This is a genomic window from Salinimicrobium catena, assembly GCF_900102915.1.
In the GTDB taxonomy this organism is placed as follows: domain Bacteria; phylum Bacteroidota; class Bacteroidia; order Flavobacteriales; family Flavobacteriaceae; genus Salinimicrobium; species Salinimicrobium catena.
The window spans coordinates 221,987-246,089 of sequence record NZ_FNGG01000003.1 but is presented as its reverse complement, the minus strand read 5'-3'; the positions used below and the strand labels follow the sequence as shown (position 1 = coordinate 246,089).

The following is a 24,103-nucleotide window of genomic DNA, read 5'->3' as shown; positions in this document are numbered from 1 at the left end:
ATGACATATATCATATTATAAATGGCTGGGTCATAGTAAATTTAATCAAAGTCTCAAAGCTATGGAGATCTCCTATTTCTTAGCCAAATTCTGGGGTTGGTATCTGCTGATCTTCTTTTTCATCCTTAGTTTCAATCCGGAAAGGATCAAGCAGATCAATGCCGATCTTAAAGACCAGAAATTCCAGATCCTTATCGCTTTTACAGCCATTGTGATCGGCCTTTTGAATGTTCTGTTCCACAACGTGTGGGAGCCAGACTGGCGATTCATTATAACCCTGCTTGGCTGGATAGCCCTTTTCTCTGGACTGGGGCTGTTCATTTTTCCCACCCACACCAGCCGTAAATTGGCGGTGATCAACGTGAAACTAATCCAGCTCCTCTACTTTTTACTGTTCCTGCTGGGGGTTTTCTTGCTCAATGTAGGCTATCAGGTCGTGATGTATTAGAATTAAAAAAGATCGAAAATGAAAGACCTTATCAAAAAATTTTCAGAGTTATCTATAGAAGATGTTCCCCTGGTAGGAGGAAAAAATGCCTCTTTAGGAGAGATGTATAATGAGCTTTCTTCGGAAGGTGTACAGGTGCCCAACGGCTTCGCCACCACTTCTGAAGCTTTTTGGGTATTCCTGAAGGAAAATGACCTGGAAGAGAACCTGAAGCAGCTCATGCAGCAACTGGATCATGAGAATTATACCAATCTTTCCGAAACCGGAAAAAAAGCCAGGGAGACTATAATGAACGCCCGACTTCCTGAAGAACTTGCGAAGGCGATTGTTGCTGCCTACAATGAACTGGGAGATCAAAAGGACGTCCAGGTGGCCGTTCGCAGCAGTGCCACGGCAGAGGATCTCCCCCAGGCCAGTTTCGCAGGCCAGCATGAATCGTATCTGAATATTTCCGGAAAAGAGGCCCTGCTGCAGGCAGTTCAGAAATGCTACGCCTCTTTATATACAGACCGGGCCATAAAATATAGGGAAGATCAGGGATTTGAGCATAGCGAGGTAGCACTCTCGGTAGGCGTGCAGAAAATGGTACGCTCAGACCGTGGCTGCTCGGGCGTGGGCTTTACCATAGAACCGGAATCTGGTTTTAGGGATGTGATACATCTATCGGGAGTATGGGGACTTGGGGAGAATATTGTGCAGGGAACGGTAAACCCCGATGAATTTTTCATTTTTAAGCCTACCCTGCAAAAGGACAAACAAGCCATTATTCAGAAAAAACTGGGGCGTAAGGAAAAAACCATGGTCTATGCCGCCTCTAACGGACATTCATCAACTGTAAACATTGAGACAGAAGCCTCCAAACAGGACCAGTACGTTCTGAATGATGAGGAAGTTCTTACCCTTGGCCGTTGGGCCCTGTTGATCGAACAACATTATGGAAAGGCTATGGATATTGAATGGGCAAAAGACGGGATCTCCAATGAATTGTTCATTACCCAGGCCCGGCCCGAGACCGTTCATCACACTCTTAAAGAGGAGCTTCAGTTCGAGTACAGGCTAAAGGACAAAGGAGAGATCCTGGTAAAAGGCAATGCCATAGGATCAAAGATCGCGGTAGGTACCGCCCGCATTTTAGAGTCACCCCGTGAAGCCGACAAACTGCAGGAGGGAGACATCCTCATCACCGAAACCACAAGTCCGGACTGGGACCCCATCTTAAAAAGGGTCGCTGGTGTCATTACCGATCGTGGCGGAAGAACCAGCCACGCCGCCATTGTAGCCCGTGAACTGGGAGTGCCTGCCGTGGTAGGTACATATTTTGCCACTCAGAACATTAGTGACGGAGAGACGGTCACCGTATCCTGTGCCGAAGGAAAGACCGGAATTGTCTACAAAGGCAGCCTGGAATATGAGAAACAGGAACTTGATTTCGACCAGATAAAACTTCCGGGAACCGAAGCCAAGCTTATTCTTTCAGATCCCGAAATGGCCTTTCAGCTTTCATTTTACCCAAACAACGGGGTTGGCCTGCTGCGTATGGAATTCATCATCACCCATATGGTCAAAGTGCATCCCATGTCCCTGATCAAATTTGAGGAACTGGAAGATCCCGAAACCAGGAAAAAAATAGAGGAACTAACGGCAGACTACGGAAGGAAAGAAGATTATTTCATTGATCAACTTAGCCAGGGAATTGCAAGTATGGCGGCGGCATTTTATCCTAAAGAGGTGATCGTAAGAATGAGTGATTTTAAAACGAATGAATATGCCAATCTTATTGGCGGCACCCAGTTTGAACCCAAAGAAGAGAACCCAATGCTTGGCTTTAGAGGAGCTTCAAGGTACTACAGCGATCTCTATAAAGACGGGTTTGCCCTGGAATGCAGAGCCATTCAAAGAGTGAGGGACGAGATGGGGCTTGAAAATGTGAAGGTGATGATCCCTTTTTGCCGTACCATTGAGGAGGGTAAAAAAGTGGTAGAAATAATGGCCCAAAACGGATTGAAGCAGGGCGACAAGGGACTGGAGGTCTATGTGATGGTAGAGATCCCCAGCAACGTGATCTTACTTGAAGAATTTGCAGAGATCTTTGACGGTTTTTCAATAGGCTCCAATGACCTAACCCAACTAACCCTGGGAATTGACAGGGATTCGCAGATGATGGGTTCGTTATTTGACGAGAATGACGCCGCGGCAAAAAAGATGATCTCCATGGCCATTCAAAAAGCTAAAAAAGCGGGTAAAAAGATCGGACTATGTGGACAGGCTCCCAGTGATTTCGCGGACTTCGCCTCCTTTTTGGTTAACGAAGGGATCAGCAGTATTTCATTTAACCCCGATGCCTTGCTGAACGGGATTAACAATATCAACCGGGCAGAAGAGAACAGAAAAGTGGAAACCTAATATCGTCTAGAAGCCCAATGACGGGAAGGTATTTCCGCTTTGAAGTTCACCAGTTTTGTAGCCTTTCATGAACCATTCCATGCGTTGCTGTGAAGTACCGTGTGTAAAGGCATCTGGAACCACGCGGCCCGATGTGCGTCTTTGTATGGCATCATCACCCACAGCGCTGGCAGCGCTCATCGCCTCTCCAATATCGCCTTCTTCAAGATATTCCCTGTTATGATGTGCCCACAGCCCGGCATAGAAATCTGCCTGCAACTCAAGTGCCACGGAAAGCTGATTCGCCTCGGCAGTGCTCATTCCCTGCTGTAGCTGTCTTACCTGCTGCATGGTTCCCAACAGGCCCTGCACATGATGTCCCACCTCGTGGGCGATCACATAGGCTATGGCAAAATCCCCTTTTTCGGCACCAAAGCGGGTGTGAAGCGCTTCAAAAAAGCTAAGGTCCATATAGATCTTTTCATCGGCAGGACAGTAAAAGGGTCCGGAAGCAGCCGATGCGCCCCCGCAGGCTGTTCTTACAGCATCTGAGAACAGCACCATTCCCGGTTCCCGATAAGTACTTCCGTTTTGCTGAAAGATCTCATGCCACACATCTTCGGTATCGGCGAGCACTGTTGCGCTAAAATCTCCCAGTTCCTTTTCTTCAGCTGTTAATTCCCTGGCCTCAGTAGTAGTTCCGGATTGATCCTGAAGTTGTTCAAGTACTTCTGTAGCATCACCTCCCGAAAACAGCTGAAATAAAACAATGATCAATCCTATAAGGCCGCCGCCGATGGCTATTTTACCCCCGGTTGAACTGCCCCTTCGATCCTCAACGTTTGAACTTTTTCTTCTGCCTCTCCATTTCATATTATTCGGTTTAATGATCATAAATTAGGAATAGATTTCCTGGCATTGTGTTTCTTAAATCCTAAAATTGATTTTGTGAAGAAAAATTTCCGAAGGTATCACTTGCGGTAATCTATGTGATACTCTTCGCCCTTGATCATCTTGAATTCTTCTTTGTTCACGATGATCCTTATAACGTCCTGCCAGCCGCCATGGCTCTTAAGGCAAAGACTGGAATCTGTAAGGTGCACTTCCAACCAGTGTTTCCTGTACCTGCACCTGAAGGTGATCTTTTTAACATTTTCGGGAAGCTGCGGATTAAAATAAAGACACTCCTTTTTGAACTCCATCCCGGTATAACAACGGTGTATGAGGTCTACCGTACCGGCCATAGCTCCCAGGTGGATCCCTTCGGCCGTAGTACCTCCCTGTATATCATTAAAATCGCTGATCAAAGCCTTTTTAAAATCGTGCCAGGAGCGCTCACGGTGAGACCGCGCATAAACCCAGGAATGCACTACCTTGCTAAGCGTCGAACCATGGGAGGTGATGTCCTGATAATAGGAAATATTTGCAGGGATCTGCTCCTGTGTATCAAATTCATATCCCATACGTTCAAAGATCTCGGTAAGCTCCTCCGCTGAAAAAAGGTAGAATAACATCAGTACATCGGGCTGTTTGACCGCCTTATAATTCTCCACACTGTCGCCTTCACTCTCTAAAACTCTGTCCAGACGGATATTTTCTCCATACTTTTCATTGTACTTTTTCCAATCCAGGTCCTTCAGGTTATGAAAACCCTCGAATTGCTCAATGATCTTTCCCTGCTTGATAAAAGGAATGAACATGTTTCTGATTACCCTGTCCCAGCGCGCCAGTTCATCTTCATCTATCTCCAGGATGCTCATGAGCTGGCGTTCACGGCGGGTATTCAGCTTATCCATTGCCTCTTTGGCATGCACCAGGCACCACACGGCCATGAAATTGGTGTAGGCATTGTTCTTTAAACCTGCTTCTTCTGAATCTTTATAAGCAGTATGGTACTCATCTGGTCCCACCACATTGTGGATCTCGTATTTTTGACGCTCCTCATTAAAGACAGCCATACTGCTCCAGAACTTCGCGATCTCCAGCATGATCTCTGCCCCGTAGAAGGATAAGAACTGAAGGTCGCCCGTAGCCTGGAAATACTGCCACACATTATAGGCTATAGCCGCGTTCACGTGGCGCTGCAGGTAGGTATTATCGGGAAGCCACCTGCCCGACTCGGGGTTGAGGTGGATCACCTGGCTTTCTTCTCTCCCGTTACTGCCGCTTTGCCACGGAAACATGGCTCCCTTAAATCCATTCTCGCGGGCAGCGAACCGGGCTTCGGGCAGGCGCCTGTACCGGTACATCAACAGCGCCCGGGTAAGTTCGGGGATACTGATGTTGTAAAAGGGAAAAATGTAAAGCTCATCCCAGAATATGTGCCCGCGGTAGGCTTCTCCGTGCCATCCCCGGGCGGGAATGCCCGAATCCAGATCAATGGTATTTAAAGTGAAGGTCTGGAAAAGGTGAAAAATATGGAACCTCAGCAATAATTGATCATTGGTATCATCGGCTTCAAGGGTAATTTCGCACTGCTCCCACAATTCATCCCATGCCTGCCGGTGCGATTTTCTGAGTTCGGCAAAATTCGGAATTCGTTTCACCAATTTCTTGGCTTCAGATAAAGGGTCAGAAATGGCTTTATCTTTTGAAGTGTAAATGCTCACGAGCTTCTCAATGCGGGCCGTCTTCTTCTCCTGCAGCTCAAAAGTGAGCTCCTGCGCCACGTATTTTTCTTCGGAAAAAGATTGGCGCTCCACAGAACTGTCGTAAAGATCAAAGAAAACGGAGGTTTCGGCTGCCTGCGCCATGACGATCTCAGACTGGCAGCTCATCGCCTTCAGAAAGATCCCGTCTTCTTCAAAATTGCCTTTATTAAGCAGGTTAAGATGTTTGCTGTTGAAATCGCGGTACCTTGCCACACCGGTATTGCTCACCCCGCCATCAAGAGCCGAGTGTATTGTGACTTTACCCGACCAGTTCTGCGGAATGATCTCCCATTCAACGGCCGCCAAATGCATATTGCTCATGCTCACTATCCTTCGGCTTACCAACAGGGTCTCCCGCTGTTCTTTATCGCAGAATTGTATCCTGCGCTCCAGCACTCCTTCCCTAAGGTCCAATTCCTGAAAAAAATCTGTGATCTCAACCTCATCTATGTTGAACCACTCCCCTTCTTCCGGTTTGAACTTGAGAATGGTCCAATCTGGCCATCTTACCAGGTCTTCGTTCTCAATGATCTTTCCGTGGATCTCAGACTGCAACCGATTGTATCCGCCAGCCAGATAAGTTCCGGGGTAATGAGAGGCAGATTCATGAACCCCGTCTATGGCTCCGCGAGCGGCAAAATATCCATTCCCGAGGGTACATAAGGCTTCCCGCAGCCTTTCTTCCGCAGGGTCATAATTAGAATATGTTACCTTCCACCCTTCCATTTTACCTATAGATTCAACAGCCTTTTGAAGAATTGTTTTACCTGCTCCAGGTCTTCCAGGTGGTAATCTGCATAGGTGTCGCGGCCATGATCTCCAACCAGGATACCCAGACCGTTGGCTACAAATTTGAAAGCGTCCTCATCGGTTACATCGTCCCCTACATAGACAGAGAAAGTGTCTTTTCCTTTATTGATTTCCTTTTTCAGGAATTCCACAGCCTTTCCTTTATGCCAGTCAATTGCCGGACGAATCTCGATCACTTTCTTTCCACCTGCCCCTATTACCTGCGGATGATCCTTTAGAACAGCTTCTACTATCTCATGCACCTCCCGCTCCCTTTCTGGCAGTACCTGCCTGTAATGCACGGCAAGGGTAAATTTCTTGCGCTCAAAATCAACTCCCGGAAGGTGTTCCAGTTTTTCTTTTAGGATAGGTTGGAGCTCATTAAAAACGGGCATTACCTTTACCGCTTCCTCATGATCACGGGCAAAACCTTTAGGCCCAGATATCTCGAACCCGTGACTGCCGGCATAGAACAGTTCCGGCAGCCCCACTCTTTTTTTCACGTCTGCAAGTCCGCGGCCGCTCACCACAGCCACCGGATATTTCTCCGCAAGATCTTCCACCAATTCCCGCATCTCATCTGAAATTTCTGCGTCTTCATGATGCTCGACGATTGGCGACAACGTCCCGTCAAAATCCAGGAAAAGCAAAGGAGTTTGACCTTTGAACTGAGCCGATAGCTCACCAAAACATTTTATAGCCGATGGCAGCACCTTGGGATCTTTACTTTTTTTGAACTCCATATCCAACTGCTTTAGATTATCCACAACCAGGTTTGCCCCCTTCTCTAAAAGTTCCTTTTCATTAGAAGCATTTTTGATGCCTATCACCAACCGGAATTCCCCTTTCTTTCCGGCCTCCACTCCTGCCTGTGCATCTTCTACCACAAGAGTTTCCTGCGGCGGGATATCAAGCTGCCGTGCCGCTTCCAAAAAGGTATCTGGCGCAGGTTTTCCCGGCAGATTCTTTTCTTCGGCTGTGATGCCATCAACCCGTACCTCAAAGAGATCACTAAGTCCGCTAAGGTCAAGGATCTTTTGGCAATTTTTGCTGGCAGAGACCACAGCGGTCTTAATGCCTTGCGCCTTCCAAGATCGAATCACCTCTACATTCTGTTCAAAAACCTGCACTCCTTCCTGCGCCAGGAGCTCCTGGTAGATGCTGTTCTTCCGGTTTCCTATTCCGCAGACAGTTTCAGCATCACGGCCATCTTCCGCAGAGCCATAAGGCAGATCGATTCCGCGAGACCTTAAAAAGGCCATAACCCCGTCATACCTTGAAATTCCGTCAATGTATTTCGGATAATCCTCCTCGATCACAAATGCTTGAAACTGCTCTTTTCCGACCTCTGCCCGTTTAGAGTTATACTCGTCAAAAACCGACTTCCAGGCACGCGCGTGCTGAGAAGCCGTTTGGGTGAGGACCCCGTCAAGATCTATAATTGCAGCTCTAATTGCGTACTTCATTTTATTTGGTTTGGTAGTTAAAAATCGTTTCTAAAAAGCTTAATTATCTGAATTATGATGGTAGGCAACAGGCTGGCAACTGCTATGAGCAACCATTCCCTACTTCCCAGGGAGACAAAAGCCAGTACTTCGGCCAAAACCGGGATGAAATAGGCGGCCATAAGCACCACAACACAAAAGATCACGGCGAGCCATACATACTTATTGCGAGTCACCTGGTTATTGAACACGTTTTCTTTTGCCTCTCGCATGTTAAGCACATGAAGGAATTGTGCAAAGGCCAGGCTGAAAAAAGCGATATTGTTGTTGATCTCTTCGGAAGTTTCCCAAACGAAATGTCCGTAAAAATAGGCTCCTGAAACGGCTCCCCCTATGATCAGTCCATAAATGCCTATCTGCAGCCAGTTCTTCCTGGTAATTATAGGCTCTTTAGGATCTTTGGGAGGCATTTTCATTACCTCTTCATTTCCTTCGCCTACTCCCAGTGCCAGTGCCGGAAAAACATCAGACAACAAGTTAAGAAAGAGCAACTGCAATGGCAAAATGGGAAGTATGAAAAGGGTGAAACTGATGAGGGCGATCAAAATGATCTCCCCAAGATGATAGGAAAGCTGGTACATCACAAATCGCCTGATGTTTCCAAATATGATCCGTCCCTGTTTTACGGCAACAACAATAGAATCAAAAGAATCATCTTTCAGCACCACGTCCGATACCTCCTGGGCTACCTGGGTGCCGCGTTTACCCATGGCAATACCGATATCTGCTTTCTTGAGGGCCGGGGCGTCATTCACCCCGTCACCCGTCATGCCAACGATCTCCCCCTGTTCCTGAAAATGTTTGATCAAAACCAACTTTTGCTCTGGATCTACTCTCGAAAAAACCTGGGTATTTCCTAATTTTTGATGGTTGCCGTCATTCATTTCCTTCTGCAAGTGTTTACCGTGCATTACCCTGTCCTCCCCTTCTTCTTCAGAAAAAAGATGCACTTGTTTCCCCACATTTTTGGCTGTTCCCGGATGATCGCCGGTTACCATCACTACCTTTATTCCCGCCTCCTTGCAAACCTCCATGGACTTTGCCACCTCCTTTCGCGGCGGATCAAGGAATCCTATAAGACCAACAAAAATGAGATCATGCAGAAAATCTTCGGCTTCTTCACCCTCCGGAAGAATATCTGTGTTTTTGTATGCGAATGCCAGCACGCGAAGACCGTCTTCGGAAAGTTCATTGTTCCTCTCCTTCCATTTCTCCTTTTCATCTTCGGAAAGATCACTTATCTCACCTTCTTTCAGGATCTTTACACATCGCTCAATAATGGCATCTGGAGAGCCTTTTCCGGCCACATAATACTCATCATTTTCGGCACAAATTGTTCCCATGACCATTGAATCTGAATCGAAAGGGTCGTGCATTTCCCGTTCAAGTTCCTCCATTTCTTTGAATAGGTCAGGATCGACCTTCTTTACCAGGTTCAAGAGAGCGAGTTCCAAAGGATCTCCCTGCCCGGCGGGATGACCGTCTTCCTCTTCAGTCCTCTGCTCCCCATTTTCGGGCAGGGACGCATCGTTCGCCAGCACAGCGATTCGTAGGATCTGCCTGTAATTTTCATCTTCTCCCGACTCCCCTCCTTCTACAGTGGGCTTTTCTTTTGAATGCCAGTCTATCTTCAACAGCTTATCTCCCGGAAAATATAAGGTATCCACCGTAAGCTGATTTTTGGTAAGCGTTCCGGTTTTGTCTGTAAAGATCACCGTGGTCTCTCCCAAAGTTTCAACTGCACTTAATTTCTTGATGAGTACATTCTTTTTTGAAAGCCGGAACATGCCGCGGGCCAGGGCAATACTGGCCACAATGGGCAAACCTTCGGGAATGGCGGCAATGGCCCAGGCAATTGAAGTCTGTACCAACTGGTACATTTCTTTGCCCGCCAGCCAGCCTATCACGAAAAAGGCTGCAGCCATGGCCAGAATGACCCAAATAAGGTTTGTAGTAAGCTTATTCAGTTTTTTAGATAGCGGCGTATCATCATTCTCCTGTTCTTCCACCAGGCTGGAAATGTTCCCCACCTCGGTATCCATGCCTGTACCAAAGACCAGAGCGCTTCCTTTTCCGGCAGTGACGGCCGTACCTTTATAGACAATATTGGTGCGGTCGGCCACCTGTTTCTCCTCTTTAATGGCCTCGGAATTTTTATCCACAGGAACAGATTCGCCCGTAAGAGGAGATTCATCCACCTTAAGTTCTGTTGCCTCAACTATACGGGAATCAGCCGGTACAAGGTCTCCGGCTTCAACGATCAGCAGGTCACCTGGAACCACTTCTTCGGCATCAATCTGCACCTGATTGCCACTCCGTATAACCTTTGCCTCAATGCGGTCAAGTTTCCTGATAGCTTCCATCGATTTTTGTGCCTGGAATTCCATCCAGAAGCCAATTATGGTATTCACTAGCAAGACAACCAGAATGGCAATTCCCTCGGGCAAGTCTCCAAAGCTGAAGGCGAGGAATGCCGCGGCGGTCAAAAGATAGATCACCGGATTATTGACCTGGGACACCACCAGGTCCCAGATGCTTCTTTTTTTGGTTTCTCTTAATTTGTTTCGCCCGAACTGCTTCAGTCTTTTATGGGCTTCATCCTTGGAAAGGCCATTTTCGGCATCGGCAGTGAGTTCCTCTGCTACCTGCGGGAACTCTTTGCGATAAGCATCATTGACCTTCTTTTTCTTTTCTGAAGCCACAGCACCGGTTTTTAAAGAAGGTCATTCATTTGCACCTTGTTCAACAGCTTTTGAAACAGAGGTTCTACATCCTCTTTTTTCAGCAATTCGGTTCCCGGAGATTTTATGGTGGCGCTTCCGCAGGCAAGGCCGTACAAAATGGCCTTTTCCAATTCATCGCCCCTGGAGAGACTGTAAACCATGCCGGCAACCATACTGTCTCCCGCGCCAATAGAGCTGACATGAACTACCTCGGGCGCGGGAAAATGTCGCACCTTACCCTTTGTAGCGAGCAAAGCCCCCTGTGAGCCCAGAGAAAGTACGATGACCTCTACCGGGTATTTTTCAAGCACCTGCAGCAGAAGTTCTTTTTGCTTCTGCTCATCGTCTGCTTTTATCCCTACCAGGTCTTCGAGTTCGTTCTTGTTCGGTTTTAAAAGGTAAGCCCCTTTTTCCAGGATCTTGGAAAAGGCTTTTCCTGATGTGTCCAGTACCAGTTTTACATTATTTTCTGCGGCTTTTTCAGCTACCTGGGCATAAAAGTCATCGGGTACTCCCGGCGGAAGACTGCCGCTGGCCACCCAAAAATCCGCCATTTTATAAAGATTTAAGCGGGTAAGAACGTCCTGGAATTCTGTTTCAGAAAGGGAAGGTCCGGGAAAACCGAAGCGGTACAACTCCCCCGAAGAAGTTTCGGTAACCGCGATATTCTGCCTTATGGCTTCTGCTATTTCCACTGTGTCCTGCTTCACTCCTTCCTGCTCCAGCAGGTCTTTAAAGATCTCTCCGGTATAACCTCCTCGGGAATAGATGGCGGTAGTTTCCCCGCCAAGACGGTGGATGACACGGGAAACGTTGACCCCTCCTCCACCGGGATCCAGCTTTGCTTTTTCACACCTCAGCTTTTCCCCTGGATATACTTTTTCTACTCGGGTATACAGGTCAAGAGCCGGATTTATGGTAAGGGTCAGGATCATGTCTAATAACAGGTTGAGGTTATAATCATCTGAAATGTCAGGATTTATACCTAATTTAAGAATAACTTTTTCAACAGAAAAGCCCATTGATAAATATCATTGAACAAAGACCGCCCGGTTCGTAAATTCAAAGTTAAACCCACGGTACATGATCAACAATGCCCACAGCTTGACCACAAATGAGGTGATCTCCCGTCTGGAGGTGGATCCCAGGATCGGACTCACCTCGGCCGAAGCTGAAGAAAGGCTGTTGAAATACGGAAAGAACCGGCTCGAAAAGACCCGGCCCAAAAGAACCTGGCTGATTTTTCTGGAGCAGTTCCTTGACCCGGTCATCTATGTGCTCGGCGGCGCTACTCTTTTGGCTTTTCTCTTCAACGAGATCCTGGAAGGCTTTGCGGTACTGGTAGTGATCCTCATCACGGCTTCCATTGGTTTTTTTATGGAATGGCAGGCAGTAAGATCGGTCGAGGCCCTGCAAAAGCTGGTAGAGACATTTGCCAATGTGCTTAGAGACGGACAGGAAAGGCACCTGAACCTGCAATTTCTGGTGCCGGGGGATATAATCCTTCTCAAGGCTGGAGACGTGGTACCCGCTGATGCCCGTTTGCTAGAGGAACAAAGCCTGGCGGTCAAAGAAGCCGCTCTAACCGGCGAGAGCAACCAGGTAGACAAACACACGGCTTCATTAGAAGAATCTACTGTTCTGGCAGAAAGGGCAAACATGCTCTTTAAGGGCACGATCATTTCAAGAGGAAGCGGTAAAGCAGTGGTCACCGCCACCGGTGATGTGACGGTACTGGGAGAAATAAGTAAACTAACCCGCCAGGCTACGAAAGTAAGGACCCCACTGGAGCGCAAACTTTCCCGCCTGAGCCATAAGCTCATTTGGCTTACCATCATTCTTGCCGTAATGATCGCCGTTACAGGATATTTACAAGGAGAGGACCTGTTGCTTATGATAGAAACGGGCATCGCTCTTGCCGTTGCAGCTATCCCCGAAGGGCTGCCTATAGTCGCAACCATTGCCCTTGCCCGCGGAATGCTGAAGCTGAGCCATCGCAAGGTGGTGATCAAAAAACTGGAAGCGGTGGAAACCCTCGGGGCAACCGGGATCATATGTACCGATAAGACCGGAACCCTTACCGAGAACAAAATGGCTGTGCACAGGGTGCTTCTCATGGATGCTGATTTTGGCCCGGAGGAATGGTGTGAAAAAAGTACGGCTGAAAGTATGCTCTTAAAAGAGAATTTTCGGGATCTTCTAAAGGTGGCGGTATTATGCAATAACAGTAAAAGAGAGGAAGGCAAACTGGTGGGAGATCCGGTTGAAGTGGGGTTGCTCAACTTCTCTAACGAGATCGAATTTGATGAGGAAAATATCAGAGAGGAGTATCCCAGGATCAGGGAGGTCCCTTTTGATGCTGACATCAAAAAAATGGCAACTATTCATACGAACAAGGACGAATGTTACATAGCCGTAAAAGGCGCTTTTGAAAGCCTTATAGAATCCTGCGAGTATATTCTGAAGGAAGACGGAAGCAAAACCGCTTTTTCAGATAAGCAAGGTTGGGCAGAAAAGGTGAATTTCCTGGCAGCTTCCGGAATGCGGGTGCTGGCTTTCGCTTCTGCCCATTCTAAGGAACCACCTCGTGAAAATGCCATTTTCAGTAATCTTGTATTCATAGGTGTTACCGCCTTTTTAGATCCTCCCAGGAGCGACATCCGCCAGGCGATCGCCACCTACAGGAATGCCGGCATCAAAGTGGTGATGATCACGGGAGATCATCCAGATACTGCCCGAAAGATCGGGGAAGAAATAGGATTACTCTCTTCCGCAGAAGATAGACAGGAGGTCGTTCATGGGGGAGACCTGCCGGAATATGATAAAATGTCGGCCGCTAAGGAGGAGCAGGTATTGCAGGCCAGTATTTTTGCACGCATGGCGCCGAAACAAAAACTGGACCTGGTGAACCTCTATCAAAAGAACAACCAGGTTGTGGGAATGCTGGGTGACGGGGTGAACGATGCCCCGGCCCTTAAAAAAGCCGATATTGGGATCGCAATGGGAATTAGAGGTACTGAGGCCGCAAAAGAAGTGGCCGATGTGATCCTGATGGATGATAAATTCACCTCAACAGAACTAGCCATAAGGCAGGGTCGCACCATCTTTGAAAACATTCGTCAGTTCGTTGTCTTCCTGCTTTCCTGTAACCTGGCGGAGATCATTTCGGTTGGAGCGGCATCTATGGTGAACCTGCCCATGCCGTTATTGCCGTTGCAGATCCTTTTCCTGAACCTGGTGACCGATGTTTTTCCCGCCCTGGCACTGGGAATGGGAAGGGGTGATAAAAAAGTGATGGAGCAACCGCCGCGAGATCCAAAAGAAGCTATACTTACACATAAACTCTGGCTCTCAATTGTGGTGTTTGGACTTACCATTACCACTGCGGTCATTGGCATCACCGTCTATGCCTGGCACTACAAAGAGTACTCTCTGCTGGAGGTAAACAATATGGCATTTTACACCCTTATTTTCGCACAATTGCTCAATGTCTTTAACCTTCCCAAGAAAGAACGATCTTTCTTTGTCAATGAAGTGACCACAAATGAATGGATTTGGGCGGCACTGGCATTTTCATTGCTTATCCTGGTCGTCGTGTACCACATTCCTGTTGTAGCCGAGGTCCTCAACCTGGTGCCGCTCAATTTGGAACAGATCCTTACCATTGGAGCTTTTGGGATAGCAGGCTTGATCGTTACTCAAGGTCTTAAAAGGTCTGGATTGACCATTTAAGTTTACGCCAAGCACATTCCGCCGTCAATTACCTGGATAGTTCCCGTGATATAGCTGCTCTGGTCTGAAGCCAGGAAAAGTGCGAGATCGGCAATTTCCTCATTTTCTGCGTAACGATGCAGCAAAGTGGCATTTTCAAATCCTTCTTTAGCATTTTGAGGATCTTCGGGTGAGATCTGCTCTTCAATAGACCTTATCATCCTGTTGTTCACCGGTCCAGGATGAATGCTGTTGACCCTGATCTTTTTTTCGGCAAATTCCATGGCCGCTACCCTCATAATACCTACCACCGCGTGTTTGCTGGCCACGTAGGGTCCAAGATTGGAAAAACCCTTAATTCCGGCAACAGAAGAAGTGATGATCACGCTGCTTCCTTCGTGCATTTTTGGAATGACGTACTGGCATCCCAGCCATACCCCCTTTAGGTTGACCGCGATCACACGATCAAAAATTTCTTCGGGATAATCCATTATGGGCAGAAATTTACCTTCTATTCCGGCGTTGTTGAAAAAGACATCAATTTGCCCGAATTTTTCCAGGCAGGCTTCAGTATATGCCTTCACTTCTTCAGCTCTTGAAACATCTGCCCTGTAAACAGCTAAGTTTTTATTTTTCAGCTCCTCACTCACCCTTTGCAGTTCTTCTTCTTTAAGATCAACGATCAGTACCTTGGCTCCTTCCTCAAGAAATCTTTTTGCTGTCGACTTTCCAATGCCACCGGCCCCACCAGTTATAATGACTACTTTATCTCTTAATCTTTTCATGGCTAAAAGTGTTTGATCCTGAAATTAATGTTTATCAACGGCTTCTGAAATGACAATTATCATTCGCTTCCCGTAATTGATAAATATCATTGTTTCAGTGAGTTATATAAATTAATTTAAACTGCATTAACCAAAACTTCGAAGTCATGAAAAAACTGTTATTACTGTTATTCCTTTTTGGAATGATCAATCCGATGCTCGGTCAGATCACTGAACCTGAGGAACTCAAAGAAGTGGAATTGGTTGCGGTGAATTATAAATATCTCGATGCCGTAACTAATGAAGAAGTTGCCGTACCGGTAAAAAATTTGTCGGAACATGTGGCAAAATACGATATCAAATCATCAGAAATCTATCACGACGATTATGACACTTATGAGGTAAGCTTTTTTATACCTGAAGGAACTGTATTGGCAGCCTATGACAGGGATGGCAAACTGTTAAGAACCATTGAAAGATATAAGAACATTGGACTTCCAGAAGCAGTAAGGAACGCTGTTAAGGAAAGATATCCAAATTGGACGGTGTCTAAAGACGTTTACCTTGTGAACTATCACGATAAAAAAGGTGCCGATAAGAGATATAAACTCAAACTGGAAAACGGTAAAGAAGTGATAAGGATCAAGACAGATTCACAGGGAAATATTTTATAGTCAGTGAAAAGAGGCTTTTTAAGCCTCTTTTTCATTGGGGAAATTCCTATTCGCCCTTTCGAGAATGGCTACAGCCTTTTCATCGGTCACCGAAAAGAAGTTTTCATAGAATTGCCCCACACTGCCAAAATAAGGGGGCTGCTCCAGGCACACTACTTCATCTATTTGCGGTGAAGTTTCCAATTTTCTTATCGTCCCTGAAGGTGCCACGGGAATAGCGACCACGATCCCTGCCGGTTCTTTTTTGGCTACCAGCTTTACCGTGGCCAGCATGGTACTGCCGGTGGCAACTCCATCGTCCACAATGATGACCCATTTCCCACGCAGCTCGTGAGGCTGTGTTTTTGAATAGTAAAGCTCATGCTTTTTATCGATTTCGATCTTTAGTCTTTTCACTTCCCGGTCTAAAAATTCTTCAGGAACATGAGCATCGGGGTTAAGCACATACCCCTCTTCGTTCAATGCCCCTGCGGCGAATTCCGGATTATAAGGATGTCCTATCTTTTTGATGATCACCACATCTAAAGGGGCATTCAGTTCTTTGGCCACGATTTCACCCAAAGGAAGTCCTCCCCGGGGTATGGCCAGGACAACTACCTCCCTGCCTTTATACGTTTGCAGGTGCCGGGCCAATCTGTAGCCGGCATCCTCTCTGTCTGAATACATATGATAGTTATAAATATTCACTGAACCATTCTGCTGATAAGCGCGCTACTTCTTCCATTTTCCCCGGCTCTTCGAATAAATGTGAAGCTCCCGGAATGATCTCAAGTTGCTTTTCACAATTAAGGCTGACGAAGGCTTTTTCGTTCAGCTGTAATACTACGTCATCATCACCCCCTACTATGAACAAAGTGGGAGCTACTACTTTACCTAATTTATCTCCTGCCATGTCTACCCTGCCTCCTCTTGACACTACGGCTTTGATCTCCTCACCAAGCTGGGCTGCAGCCAGCAAGGCAGATGCAGCACCGGTACTGGCTCCAAAAAGACTTTTGTTCAAATGGGCCGTCCAGGGCTCGTGGTTCAACCACTGGATAACTTCGACCAGCCGTTTTGTAAGCAGATCAATATTGAACCTGGCCGAATAATTCTTATCCTCTTCTTCGGTCAACAGGTCAAAAAGCAGGGTGGACAAACCCTTTTTTTGAAGCTGGGAAGCCACATAAATGTTGCGCTTGCTCAACCTGCTGCTGCCACTACCGTGAGAAAAGATCACCAGTCCCACACTGTTTTCGGGAATGATAAGATCTGCCTGGAGCGTCACCTCTTTTAGCTCAATGTTTCTAAATCCCGGTTTTTGCAATGAATTCCCCATTCTAACTTAGCATCAGCCAATTTTTTGTAAATATGCTATGAGACGTGATACATTTCTATTAAATTTATTGAATACCACCTATTATTTAAATGATATCCGTCAGTAAGAATGATCAAAGTCATTTATTAAGGAACCGCAAAAAGCTACTTTGGTATTGACAAATTGTGTAGAAATGGAAACCTTCAGAAGCCGATTGAAAAACGGGGATATTAAAAAAGCCAACTGGCAGGAGTTATATATTCTCACCCGCCACTGGAAATCTGACCTGGAATTCTATATTGGAGACCTGCAGTTCCTGCAACGTCTTATAGGCAAATACTCCATTTGGATAGAAAAAGCACAGAATTCGGTCGCCGTTAGCAAATTGCTCTCAGACCTTCACCAGTTGAGCGACGATGGCAGGAAAATCCTGGACAAATTACAGGATCATCTTGAACACTTGTCGGGATTAATGAACAATGACAAGGGAATAGATCCTGAAAACTTCATTAAGACACATGAAATCATTGAGGATGAGATCTCTCAATTTGTAAAGAGTTTTAGAAACAACCGGAAGGAGGTCTACAGGCTTACGGAAGAAATAATGGACTCTGAAGATCTTACCCCCGAATGAATATGAACCGAAAAACAGGGACCGGGGAAACCTGAGAAAAATCATTCATCTGCCGGGTCAATTGAGTTAAATTTATAAGGAACTTCAAACCGGCGAGAAATGAACCATAATTACACGGCAACAGCAAACGTTTCTTCTTTTTTTATGGAAATTGGTGCACTCTCACGGTTCGCCGGCAGGTTCTTTAAAGAGCTCTTTTCCTGGCCCTTTGAATTCAGGGAGTTTCTAAAACAGTGTTATCAAATGGGTAACAAGTCCCTGCTCCTGGTGGGAGTGACAGGATTCATTCTTGGCCTGGTTTTCACTTTGCAGTCACGCCCAACTTTACTCGAATTTGGTGCAGTATCCTGGATGCCTTCCATGATAAGTATTTCCATAGTACGGGAAATAGGGCCTGTCATTATAGCACTGATCTGCGCCGGCAGGATAGGTTCCAGCATTGGGGCCGAACTGGGCTCCATGCGGGTGACCGAACAGATAGACGCCATGGAGGTTTCGGGCACCAATCCGTTCAAATTCCTGGTGGTGACCAGAATTTTAGCCGCCACTCTCATGCTCCCGGTCCTCATCCTGATAGGTGATCTTATCGCTCTTTTTGGTTCGGCCCTGGTGGAGTATGTAAAAGGAAATGTTTCGTTCCTGCTTTATTTCAATGAGGTCTTTGAAGCCATAAAGTTCAGTGACCTTATGCCGGCGACGATCAAATCTTTTTTCTTCGGATTTGCTATAGGCGTGGTTGGTTGTTTTAAGGGTTACAACAGCAGTAAAGGGACAGAGGGAGTGGGTAAAGCCTCTAACTCTGCCGTGGTTTTCACTTCCCTCCTGCTTTTTATCATTGATTTCATAGCCGTTTTTGTTTCGGATATAATTTACGGATAGATGGAAAATTCAGCTGCACATACACACGGTAAAGCTGTAATTAGCATCAGGAATCTCTGTAAGAGTTTCGGTGACCAGGTAGTGCTTGACAATTTTAACATGGAGATCTATGACGGTGAAAACCTGGTACTGATGGGGAAATCGGGTTCGGGAAAATCGGTCATGATCAAGTGTATGGTAGGCCTTATGGAACCGGATAGCGGAGAGGTCGAGATTCTGGGCAAAAACATGCTGGAACTGCATCACCAGGAAAAGGACGAATTGCGGGCAGAGATCGGTTTCCTTTTTCAGGGAAGCGCCTTGTATGACTCCATGACCGTACAGGAAAATCTGGAGTTTCCGCTAAGACGCCACAAAAAGAAGTTTAAAGGCGGTAACACCAATGAAATGGTGGAAGAAGCCCTGGAAAGTGTGGGATTGGCCCATACAAAATCGTTAATGCCCGCTGAACTCTCCGGCGGAATGCAGCGGCGAATTGCCCTGGCGCGGGCTTTGATCCTCAAGCCGAAGATCATTCTGTATGATGAACCTACTACCGGACTGGACCCCATAACAGCAAAAGAGATCATTCTCTTAATGATGGATATTCAGAAAAAATACAAGACCTCCTCCCTCATCATTACACACGATGTGGATTGCGCCCGGGTCATTTCCAACCGAATGATCCTGCTGCTCGAGGGAACCAATTATGCACAGGGAACTTTTCAGGAGTTGTCAACCTCAAAAGATCCAAAAATAAAAGCCTTCTTTAAATGATTTGAAATGAGAAACAGGAACGCACAAAATATCAAGCTCGGGATATTTGTAATCGCAGGAATCACCATCTTTGTTCTGGCAGTTTATTTTATTGGAAACAGGCAGAACCTGTTTGGGGATTCGATAAGGATTCATTCAGTTTTTAAGAACGTTAGCGGCCTGCAGACCGGGAACAATGTGCGCTTTGCCGGCGTGAACGTGGGTACTGTAAGAGATATCCTTATTCTGAACGACACCAGCATAGTGGTCGAAATGCTGATCAACGAGAAGACAAGGCGGCATATCAAAAAAGACACCCGTGCCACCATAAGTTCAGACGGGCTGGTGGGCAGCATGGTGGTGAACCTGGTACCCGGCGAAGAGGAAGGATCTTCAATGATCAATCCGGGTGATACTATAGAATCCATAAGTAAGATTGCGACGGCCGATATGCTCACCACACTCAATACCACCAACGAAAATGCCGCCCTTTTAACTGCCGACCTGTTGAAGATCACCACAGCGATCAATGATGGAGAAGGTACGCTCGGGGCGCTGATAAAGGACGAAGGCATGGCCACAGATATTAAAAAAAGTATCGCCGGACTTCGCAGAACCAGCGAAGCCGCTGCAGTTTCTGTGAACAGGCTCAACAAAATTCTATCTTCAGTTAATCTAGAAGAAAGCCTGGCGGGACTCATTTTGAACGATACTTCGGCTGCAGGTGAAGTTTCTCAGATCATTGCCGACCTGGGTCAATCTGCAGAGGAAATGAAGCTTATGACAGCTAACCTCCAGGAGTTTTCCGAAGAAATAAAGACAGGAGAAGGCATCCTTAACCACATTATCAATGACACCACCGTAGTGAACCACCTGGATGCTACTCTTCAAAATGCCGAAGAAGCCAGCAAAAAATTTGATGAGAACATGAAGGCCCTGCAGCACAATATTCTGTTTAGGGGATATTTTAGAAAACTGGAACGCCGAAAAGCGAGGGAAGGCAAAAATGAGAACAATAGGTGACATACGTCATACTTTTGACTCCGTGTATTATTTAATTTTAAGCTGTTAATCATTTTAGGTAATGAAAAAGATAATTTACGCCACCGATTACTCAATGAATTCTGTAGCTGCTTTAAAATATGCAGACTATCTGGGTAAGATGCTTCAGTCTGACGTCATTGCCCTGCACGTCTACAGCCCTTCTGAAGAAGAAGGTGGAAAAGTGGAAAGCAGAAAACACCACCAGGAAAAACTCCTGGAATACTGTAAGAAATATCTCAAGGAAGGATTTTCAGAAGCTGAAATTTCTGTTGCGGCTGTAAAAGGCAAAAACGTACCTCATGCCATTCTGGATTTTGTGCGGGATATGGATGTACAGATGATCATTATGGGATCCTGTGGCACCAGTACGCTCAAAGAGCTGCTGGTAGGCAGCACTACCAAAGAGCTTATTCAAATCTCTCATTTTCCTATACTTGCCGTGCCTCCAGACCAACAGCCGGGAAAAATAGCACAGGTACTTTTCGCAAGCACCCTTGAAGATGAAGACATAGCATACCTACTGGATGTCACCACAATGTTATCACCCATCAATGCGAGGATCAAGGTGGTGCATATTACCCATAAAGACGGAGAAACCGCACAGAAAGCTCTTGAAGACTTCAGAATTAAGGTTGAGAAGAGGATTTCTTATGAACTACTGGAGTATGAATCCATTCATTCCCCGCATGTCTATGAGACCCTGCAAAAGACCATAGACGAAACCCGGCCCGATATGGTAGTGATAGGCGAACATCCTGAAAAAAGTGAGATCAACAAGGTAATCAAGCGCGACAAGGTTAAGAAAATGCAATCCTGCACCAAGGTGCCCATTCTTACCCTACCGGCTCTAATATAAAGAAAAACCTGTCTCAAAAATTATCCATGATCCTGTAATGAAATGAGAGGATACGACTAATTTTAAGACAGGTTTTTTCTATCTATTCTACAATGAATTTTCCCTGCATCTGAATGTAATGTCCGGGAAAACTACAGATAAAATCATAAGTGCCGGCGGCAGGTGCTTTGAATTCTATGGTAGTTTCTTCACCTCCCCCTATCATTTCGGTGTTCGCGATCACCTTATCTGTATTCTGCGGAATATAGTCGTTGCTTTTTGCAGACGCTGCCTGCTGGGCAAACTTCGCCAGGTCTGTTCCCTGTTTTAGCAGTACAAAATTGTGCCCCATCACGTTTTCTTCAAGCTGCCCAACATGCTTCAGGGTAAGCTTAACCGTTTGACCGGCCTTAACCTTTATTTCCTTTAGATTAAACTTCATTTGGTCATCACCGGTAAGTTGCACTTCCACTACTCCTTCCTCCCTCTGCAGGGTATCTGTTGCAGCAGCTGCCGTGTCGGTCTCCATGGTCGCCTCCTCTGTATCTATTGTTTCAAAAGTATTATTATCACCAATGGTGATCTTTTCTTCTTCTTTTTTTTCATCTCCACAACTGGTAATCACAAAGGAGATCATCAACGCAAGAATCAAACTTATCTTTTTCATAAAACTGGGTTTTTGGTTCGTTTTGTTTTTATAGCCATTAATGGGCTACTCAAAGATAAGTCAAATTACACAAAACATTAAATATTAAGCATTTGAACAGGAATGCCTATAGAAGGTTGGTCATTTTCCATCGTTTTAGATCTGGAAGAGTTCTTATGATCTGCCGGGCTTCCTCCAGGCTGATCTCATTGTGCTCCTGGGCCATTTCCAGGTACCGCCGTTCCAGTTCATGCATGGTGAGGTGATGGTCTGTAAACTCGCCGTTCTTATAACAATTGATACAGTAATCGTTATTTTTAGTGCCGTCTCTGTTAGTTCCCCGGGTTTCAGCTGTAAAAGGGAAGCCACAGCTTTGGCAAATGAGAGGTTTCATAAGCTATTTTTTTAAGAGGGACTGCAATTTGGCCAGCATCACCAGTTCAGACTTGTTCTTTCCGCGGAAAGCTGCAGCAATATTTTGGGAGGCGGCTAGTATCTTTTCATTGATCTGTGGAGTGAAAAGCTCTTTATGATCGGCGTGAAAATCCATAAAGGTTTGAAAGGCATTCTGCGGATCGGGTTTGTTGGCATCCAGCCAGTCAAAGATGATCTCTATCTGGAAGGCGGCATCTGTCCCGAAGCTATCGGTATACTCATCCAAGTCTAGCCATTCTTCACGAACGATCTTCTTTAATGCATCGATCTCTTCTTTTTTGATCACCCCGTCTACCGCGGCAATAGCATAGAACAGCCTGCCCAGATTCTGATAGAACCTTTGATGTAGATCCCTGTGCAACGTGTCATTCATTTCTTCCAATTTCAGATTTGGAAAGGTACCGGTATGGGTAAAAAAAAAGAATGACAAATATCATTTTTCTCTTCTCAAAAGTTTAAAATCTTCCAGATACTGTGTATATTTACTAGGATCTTCAGAAAACAAATTCCTGAAGGATCCTTGGTCCTCCCAAAGTTTTTGATCTGTTTCTGCTTTTAGTTTTGGGATATGAAAAAGTCTGTTCTACTCATAGAAGATGATACAACCCTTCGGGAAAACACCAGAGAGTTACTGGAATTTTCTGGATACAGAGTGTTTACCGCCGAAAATGGAAAAATAGGAGTTGACAGGGCCCTTGAAAAAGTTCCCGATATCATTGTTTGTGATATCAAGATGCCCCAGCTGGACGGCTACGGCGTATATGAGGCCTTGTGCAAGAGCAGAACTACAAGGGAAATTCCCTTTATCTTCCTCTCGGTCAAGGCTGAACCGGAAGACATCCGCAGGGGAATGAACCTTGGGGCGGACGATTACCTTACAAAACCTTTCCGAGAAACAGACCTGCTGAATGCCATTGCCAGCCGGCTTGCCAAAAGAGCTATTTTAAAAAAGCGGGGGAAAACGAATCTAGATCATACAGGAGAAGTTGAGAACCTGGAGGAGCTGCGCACCTATTTTACCAGCTATGGGGAATCCATTCAAATAGAAAAGCACGAGGAACTCTTTCGGGAAACGCGACATGCTTCCTATGTGTACCTGGTTGACCAGGGATTGGTGAAATGCTTCAGGCTTGATGAATATGGTAAAGAACTCATTACAGGCATCAGCAAAAAAGATGATTTCCTTGGTTTTTACAGCTTTAAGGTGCCGGGACAATACCCTGAGACCGCCGAGGCCCTGGAAGAGACCACTCTCTTCAGGATCTCTTCGGAAGAATTCATTCACACACTTCTTCAAAGCCAAAACCTTACAGTGGAATTTGCCCAGCTCATTTCAGAAAACCTGTCAATAATGAAGACCCATTTACTGGACATGGCCTACAGCTCAGTGCTCAAAAAGACCACTAACACTATTCTGGAATTCGCAGAGAACATTCAGGGCGACCCTCAACAGTTCATCAGGATCTCCAGAAGTGATCTGGCCAGTGTGGCAGGTATTTCTACAGAAAGCTTCATCAGGAGCCTTTCCAGCCTCAAAAAAGAAGGGCTTATTGACATTGTGGGAAGGGATATAAAGATCCTGAACCTTCAAAAACTTCATACCATCAGGTAGGTATCATAATGTAAAGTTAAAACTGAATTGGATGACATTTGTCATGAAAATTTGAGATCAACCGTCGTATTTTAGTGACTGTAAAATATTGAAAAGCTAAACGAATATCTGGTCTTTAAGTACTTCATTGGGTTGAAGATCAGATTAAGGAGATAAAAAGGCATTCTATAACCTGATATACAAATCGTACATAGGTATGATCACTGATATCAACCAGAGTTATAATGTACTTATATCTTCTAGGGGAACAGGGAATTTAGATTTCCTGTTCCTTTTTTTATACCCGGCGTCATTTTCAGAAAAACATGTGATATTTTCCTTCTCTTAAAATTTGCACAG

At 45.8% G+C, this 24,103-nt stretch carries 21 protein-coding genes; 10 read left to right on the top strand and 11 right to left on the bottom strand.

What is annotated here, in order from left to right; all coding sequences use genetic code 11:
- Positions 1-61 precede the first annotated feature (61 nt).
- Complete coding sequence (locus tag BLS64_RS08950; protein ID WP_093113177.1) at positions 62-448, top strand: hypothetical protein; 387 nt, start codon at positions 62-64, stop codon at positions 446-448.
- A gap of 18 nt (positions 449-466) precedes the next feature.
- Positions 467-2,851 carry a phosphoenolpyruvate synthase gene (gene ppsA / locus BLS64_RS08945; RefSeq protein ID WP_093113176.1) on the top strand — a complete coding sequence of 795 codons (2,385 nt, stop codon included), beginning with the start codon at positions 467-469 and terminating at the stop codon, positions 2,849-2,851.
- Positions 2,852-2,857: 6 nt separating this feature from the next.
- Here ppsA and ypfJ read toward each other — a convergent pair whose 3' ends face one another.
- The 5 genes from ypfJ to BLS64_RS08920 all read right to left on the bottom strand — a co-directional run bounded on the left by ypfJ (position 2,858) and on the right by BLS64_RS08920 (position 11,520).
- Positions 2,858-3,703, bottom strand: coding sequence for a KPN_02809 family neutral zinc metallopeptidase (gene ypfJ / locus BLS64_RS08940; RefSeq protein WP_093113287.1), 846 nt, complete (start codon positions 3,701-3,703; stop codon positions 2,858-2,860).
- A gap of 98 nt (positions 3,704-3,801) precedes the next feature.
- A complete protein-coding gene (locus tag BLS64_RS08935; protein ID WP_176763456.1) occupies positions 3,802-6,207 on the bottom strand; it encodes a glycoside hydrolase family 65 protein in 2,406 nt (801 codons plus the stop codon).
- 5 nt (positions 6,208-6,212) lie between these two features.
- Complete coding sequence (gene otsB, locus BLS64_RS08930) at positions 6,213-7,736, bottom strand: trehalose-phosphatase (protein ID WP_093113174.1); 1,524 nt, start codon at positions 7,734-7,736, stop codon at positions 6,213-6,215.
- Between the two features lie 17 nt (positions 7,737-7,753).
- Positions 7,754-10,477, bottom strand: coding sequence for a cation-translocating P-type ATPase (locus BLS64_RS08925; protein ID WP_093113173.1), 2,724 nt, complete (start codon positions 10,475-10,477; stop codon positions 7,754-7,756).
- Between the two features lie 11 nt (positions 10,478-10,488).
- The gene (locus BLS64_RS08920) at positions 10,489-11,520 is read right to left on the bottom strand and encodes a 1-phosphofructokinase family hexose kinase (protein WP_093113172.1); all 1,032 of its coding nucleotides are present in this window, start codon (positions 11,518-11,520) and stop codon (positions 10,489-10,491) included.
- Positions 11,521-11,581: 61 nt separating this feature from the next.
- Between BLS64_RS08920 and BLS64_RS08915 the strand changes: the two genes are divergently transcribed.
- The gene (locus BLS64_RS08915) at positions 11,582-14,230 is read left to right on the top strand and encodes a cation-translocating P-type ATPase (protein ID WP_093113171.1); all 2,649 of its coding nucleotides are present in this window, start codon (positions 11,582-11,584) and stop codon (positions 14,228-14,230) included.
- Positions 14,231-14,232: 2 nt separating this feature from the next.
- Here BLS64_RS08915 and BLS64_RS08910 read toward each other — a convergent pair whose 3' ends face one another.
- Entirely contained in the window at positions 14,233-14,994 is a 762-nt protein-coding gene (locus BLS64_RS08910) for an SDR family NAD(P)-dependent oxidoreductase (protein ID WP_093113170.1), read from the bottom strand.
- A gap of 146 nt (positions 14,995-15,140) precedes the next feature.
- Here BLS64_RS08910 and BLS64_RS08905 point away from each other — a divergent pair, with 146 nt between their 5' ends.
- Entirely contained in the window at positions 15,141-15,647 is a 507-nt protein-coding gene (locus tag BLS64_RS08905; protein ID WP_093113169.1) for a nicotinate-nucleotide adenylyltransferase, read from the top strand.
- 18 nt (positions 15,648-15,665) lie between these two features.
- On the opposite strand, the gene BLS64_RS08900 is transcribed toward BLS64_RS08905, so the two are convergent.
- Both BLS64_RS08900 and BLS64_RS08895 read right to left on the bottom strand, forming a co-directional pair.
- Positions 15,666-16,313 (bottom strand): phosphoribosyltransferase, encoded by a 648-nt coding sequence (locus BLS64_RS08900; protein WP_093113168.1) that lies wholly within the window; start codon positions 16,311-16,313, stop codon positions 15,666-15,668.
- A gap of 7 nt (positions 16,314-16,320) precedes the next feature.
- Positions 16,321-16,965, bottom strand: a complete 645-nt coding sequence (locus BLS64_RS08895; protein ID WP_093113167.1) for a dienelactone hydrolase family protein — start codon at positions 16,963-16,965, stop codon at positions 16,321-16,323.
- A gap of 172 nt (positions 16,966-17,137) precedes the next feature.
- On the opposite strand from BLS64_RS08895, the gene BLS64_RS08890 reads away from it, so the two are divergent.
- From BLS64_RS08890 to BLS64_RS08870, 5 genes are all read left to right on the top strand, one after another.
- Entirely contained in the window at positions 17,138-17,578 is a 441-nt protein-coding gene (locus tag BLS64_RS08890; RefSeq protein WP_093113166.1) for a hypothetical protein, read from the top strand.
- Positions 17,579-17,677: 99 nt separating this feature from the next.
- A complete protein-coding gene (locus tag BLS64_RS08885; RefSeq protein ID WP_093113165.1) occupies positions 17,678-18,457 on the top strand; it encodes an MlaE family ABC transporter permease in 780 nt (259 codons plus the stop codon).
- Positions 18,458-19,213 carry an ABC transporter ATP-binding protein gene (locus tag BLS64_RS08880; RefSeq protein WP_093113164.1) on the top strand — a complete coding sequence of 252 codons (756 nt, stop codon included), beginning with the start codon at positions 18,458-18,460 and terminating at the stop codon, positions 19,211-19,213.
- Positions 19,214-19,219: 6 nt separating this feature from the next.
- A complete protein-coding gene (locus BLS64_RS08875; RefSeq protein ID WP_093113163.1) occupies positions 19,220-20,215 on the top strand; it encodes an MlaD family protein in 996 nt (331 codons plus the stop codon).
- 61 nt (positions 20,216-20,276) lie between these two features.
- Positions 20,277-21,092: a universal stress protein gene (locus BLS64_RS08870; protein WP_093113162.1), complete on the top strand. Its 816-nt coding sequence runs from the start codon at positions 20,277-20,279 to the stop codon at positions 21,090-21,092.
- Positions 21,093-21,174: 82 nt separating this feature from the next.
- Here the strand turns inward: BLS64_RS08870 and azu are convergent, their stop codons facing one another.
- From azu to BLS64_RS08855, 3 genes are all read right to left on the bottom strand, one after another.
- On the bottom strand, positions 21,175-21,738 hold the full coding sequence (gene azu, locus BLS64_RS08865; protein WP_093113161.1) for an azurin: 564 nt from the start codon (positions 21,736-21,738) through the stop codon (positions 21,175-21,177).
- Positions 21,739-21,844: 106 nt separating this feature from the next.
- Entirely contained in the window at positions 21,845-22,111 is a 267-nt protein-coding gene (locus tag BLS64_RS08860; RefSeq protein WP_093113160.1) for a zinc ribbon domain-containing protein, read from the bottom strand.
- 3 nt (positions 22,112-22,114) lie between these two features.
- Positions 22,115-22,525: a tellurite resistance TerB family protein gene (locus BLS64_RS08855; protein ID WP_093113286.1), complete on the bottom strand. Its 411-nt coding sequence runs from the start codon at positions 22,523-22,525 to the stop codon at positions 22,115-22,117.
- Between the two features lie 195 nt (positions 22,526-22,720).
- Here BLS64_RS08855 and BLS64_RS08850 point away from each other — a divergent pair, with 195 nt between their 5' ends.
- On the top strand, positions 22,721-23,764 hold the full coding sequence (locus BLS64_RS08850; protein WP_093113159.1) for a response regulator: 1,044 nt from the start codon (positions 22,721-22,723) through the stop codon (positions 23,762-23,764).
- The last annotated feature ends 339 nt before the right edge of the window (positions 23,765-24,103 follow it).

What these genes read in the sequence shown, in the direction of transcription:
- BLS64_RS08950 (WP_093113177.1), top strand. Translation starts at nt 62, where the DNA reads ATGGAGATCTCCTATTTCTTAGCCAAATTCTGGGGTTGGTATCTGCTG.
- ppsA (WP_093113176.1), top strand. Translation starts at nt 467, where the DNA reads ATGAAAGACCTTATCAAAAAATTTTCAGAGTTATCTATAGAAGATGTT.
- ypfJ (WP_093113287.1), bottom strand. Translation starts at nt 3,703, where the DNA reads ATGAAATGGAGAGGCAGAAGAAAAAGTTCAAACGTTGAGGATCGAAGG.
- BLS64_RS08935 (WP_176763456.1), bottom strand. Translation starts at nt 6,207, where the DNA reads ATGGAAGGGTGGAAGGTAACATATTCTAATTATGACCCTGCGGAAGAA.
- otsB (WP_093113174.1), bottom strand. Translation starts at nt 7,736, where the DNA reads ATGAAGTACGCAATTAGAGCTGCAATTATAGATCTTGACGGGGTCCTC.
- BLS64_RS08920 (WP_093113172.1), bottom strand. Translation starts at nt 11,520, where the DNA reads ATGGGCTTTTCTGTTGAAAAAGTTATTCTTAAATTAGGTATAAATCCT.
- BLS64_RS08915 (WP_093113171.1), top strand. Translation starts at nt 11,582, where the DNA reads ATGATCAACAATGCCCACAGCTTGACCACAAATGAGGTGATCTCCCGT.
- BLS64_RS08910 (WP_093113170.1), bottom strand. Translation starts at nt 14,994, where the DNA reads ATGAAAAGATTAAGAGATAAAGTAGTCATTATAACTGGTGGGGCCGGT.
- BLS64_RS08905 (WP_093113169.1), top strand. Translation starts at nt 15,141, where the DNA reads ATGAAAAAACTGTTATTACTGTTATTCCTTTTTGGAATGATCAATCCG.
- BLS64_RS08900 (WP_093113168.1), bottom strand. Translation starts at nt 16,313, where the DNA reads ATGTATTCAGACAGAGAGGATGCCGGCTACAGATTGGCCCGGCACCTG.
- BLS64_RS08895 (WP_093113167.1), bottom strand. Translation starts at nt 16,965, where the DNA reads ATGGGGAATTCATTGCAAAAACCGGGATTTAGAAACATTGAGCTAAAA.
- BLS64_RS08890 (WP_093113166.1), top strand. Translation starts at nt 17,138, where the DNA reads ATGGAAACCTTCAGAAGCCGATTGAAAAACGGGGATATTAAAAAAGCC.
- BLS64_RS08885 (WP_093113165.1), top strand. Translation starts at nt 17,678, where the DNA reads ATGAACCATAATTACACGGCAACAGCAAACGTTTCTTCTTTTTTTATG.
- BLS64_RS08880 (WP_093113164.1), top strand. Translation starts at nt 18,458, where the DNA reads ATGGAAAATTCAGCTGCACATACACACGGTAAAGCTGTAATTAGCATC.
- BLS64_RS08875 (WP_093113163.1), top strand. Translation starts at nt 19,220, where the DNA reads ATGAGAAACAGGAACGCACAAAATATCAAGCTCGGGATATTTGTAATC.
- BLS64_RS08870 (WP_093113162.1), top strand. Translation starts at nt 20,277, where the DNA reads ATGAAAAAGATAATTTACGCCACCGATTACTCAATGAATTCTGTAGCT.
- azu (WP_093113161.1), bottom strand. Translation starts at nt 21,738, where the DNA reads ATGAAAAAGATAAGTTTGATTCTTGCGTTGATGATCTCCTTTGTGATT.
- BLS64_RS08860 (WP_093113160.1), bottom strand. Translation starts at nt 22,111, where the DNA reads ATGAAACCTCTCATTTGCCAAAGCTGTGGCTTCCCTTTTACAGCTGAA.
- BLS64_RS08855 (WP_093113286.1), bottom strand. Translation starts at nt 22,525, where the DNA reads ATGAATGACACGTTGCACAGGGATCTACATCAAAGGTTCTATCAGAAT.
- BLS64_RS08850 (WP_093113159.1), top strand. Translation starts at nt 22,721, where the DNA reads ATGAAAAAGTCTGTTCTACTCATAGAAGATGATACAACCCTTCGGGAA.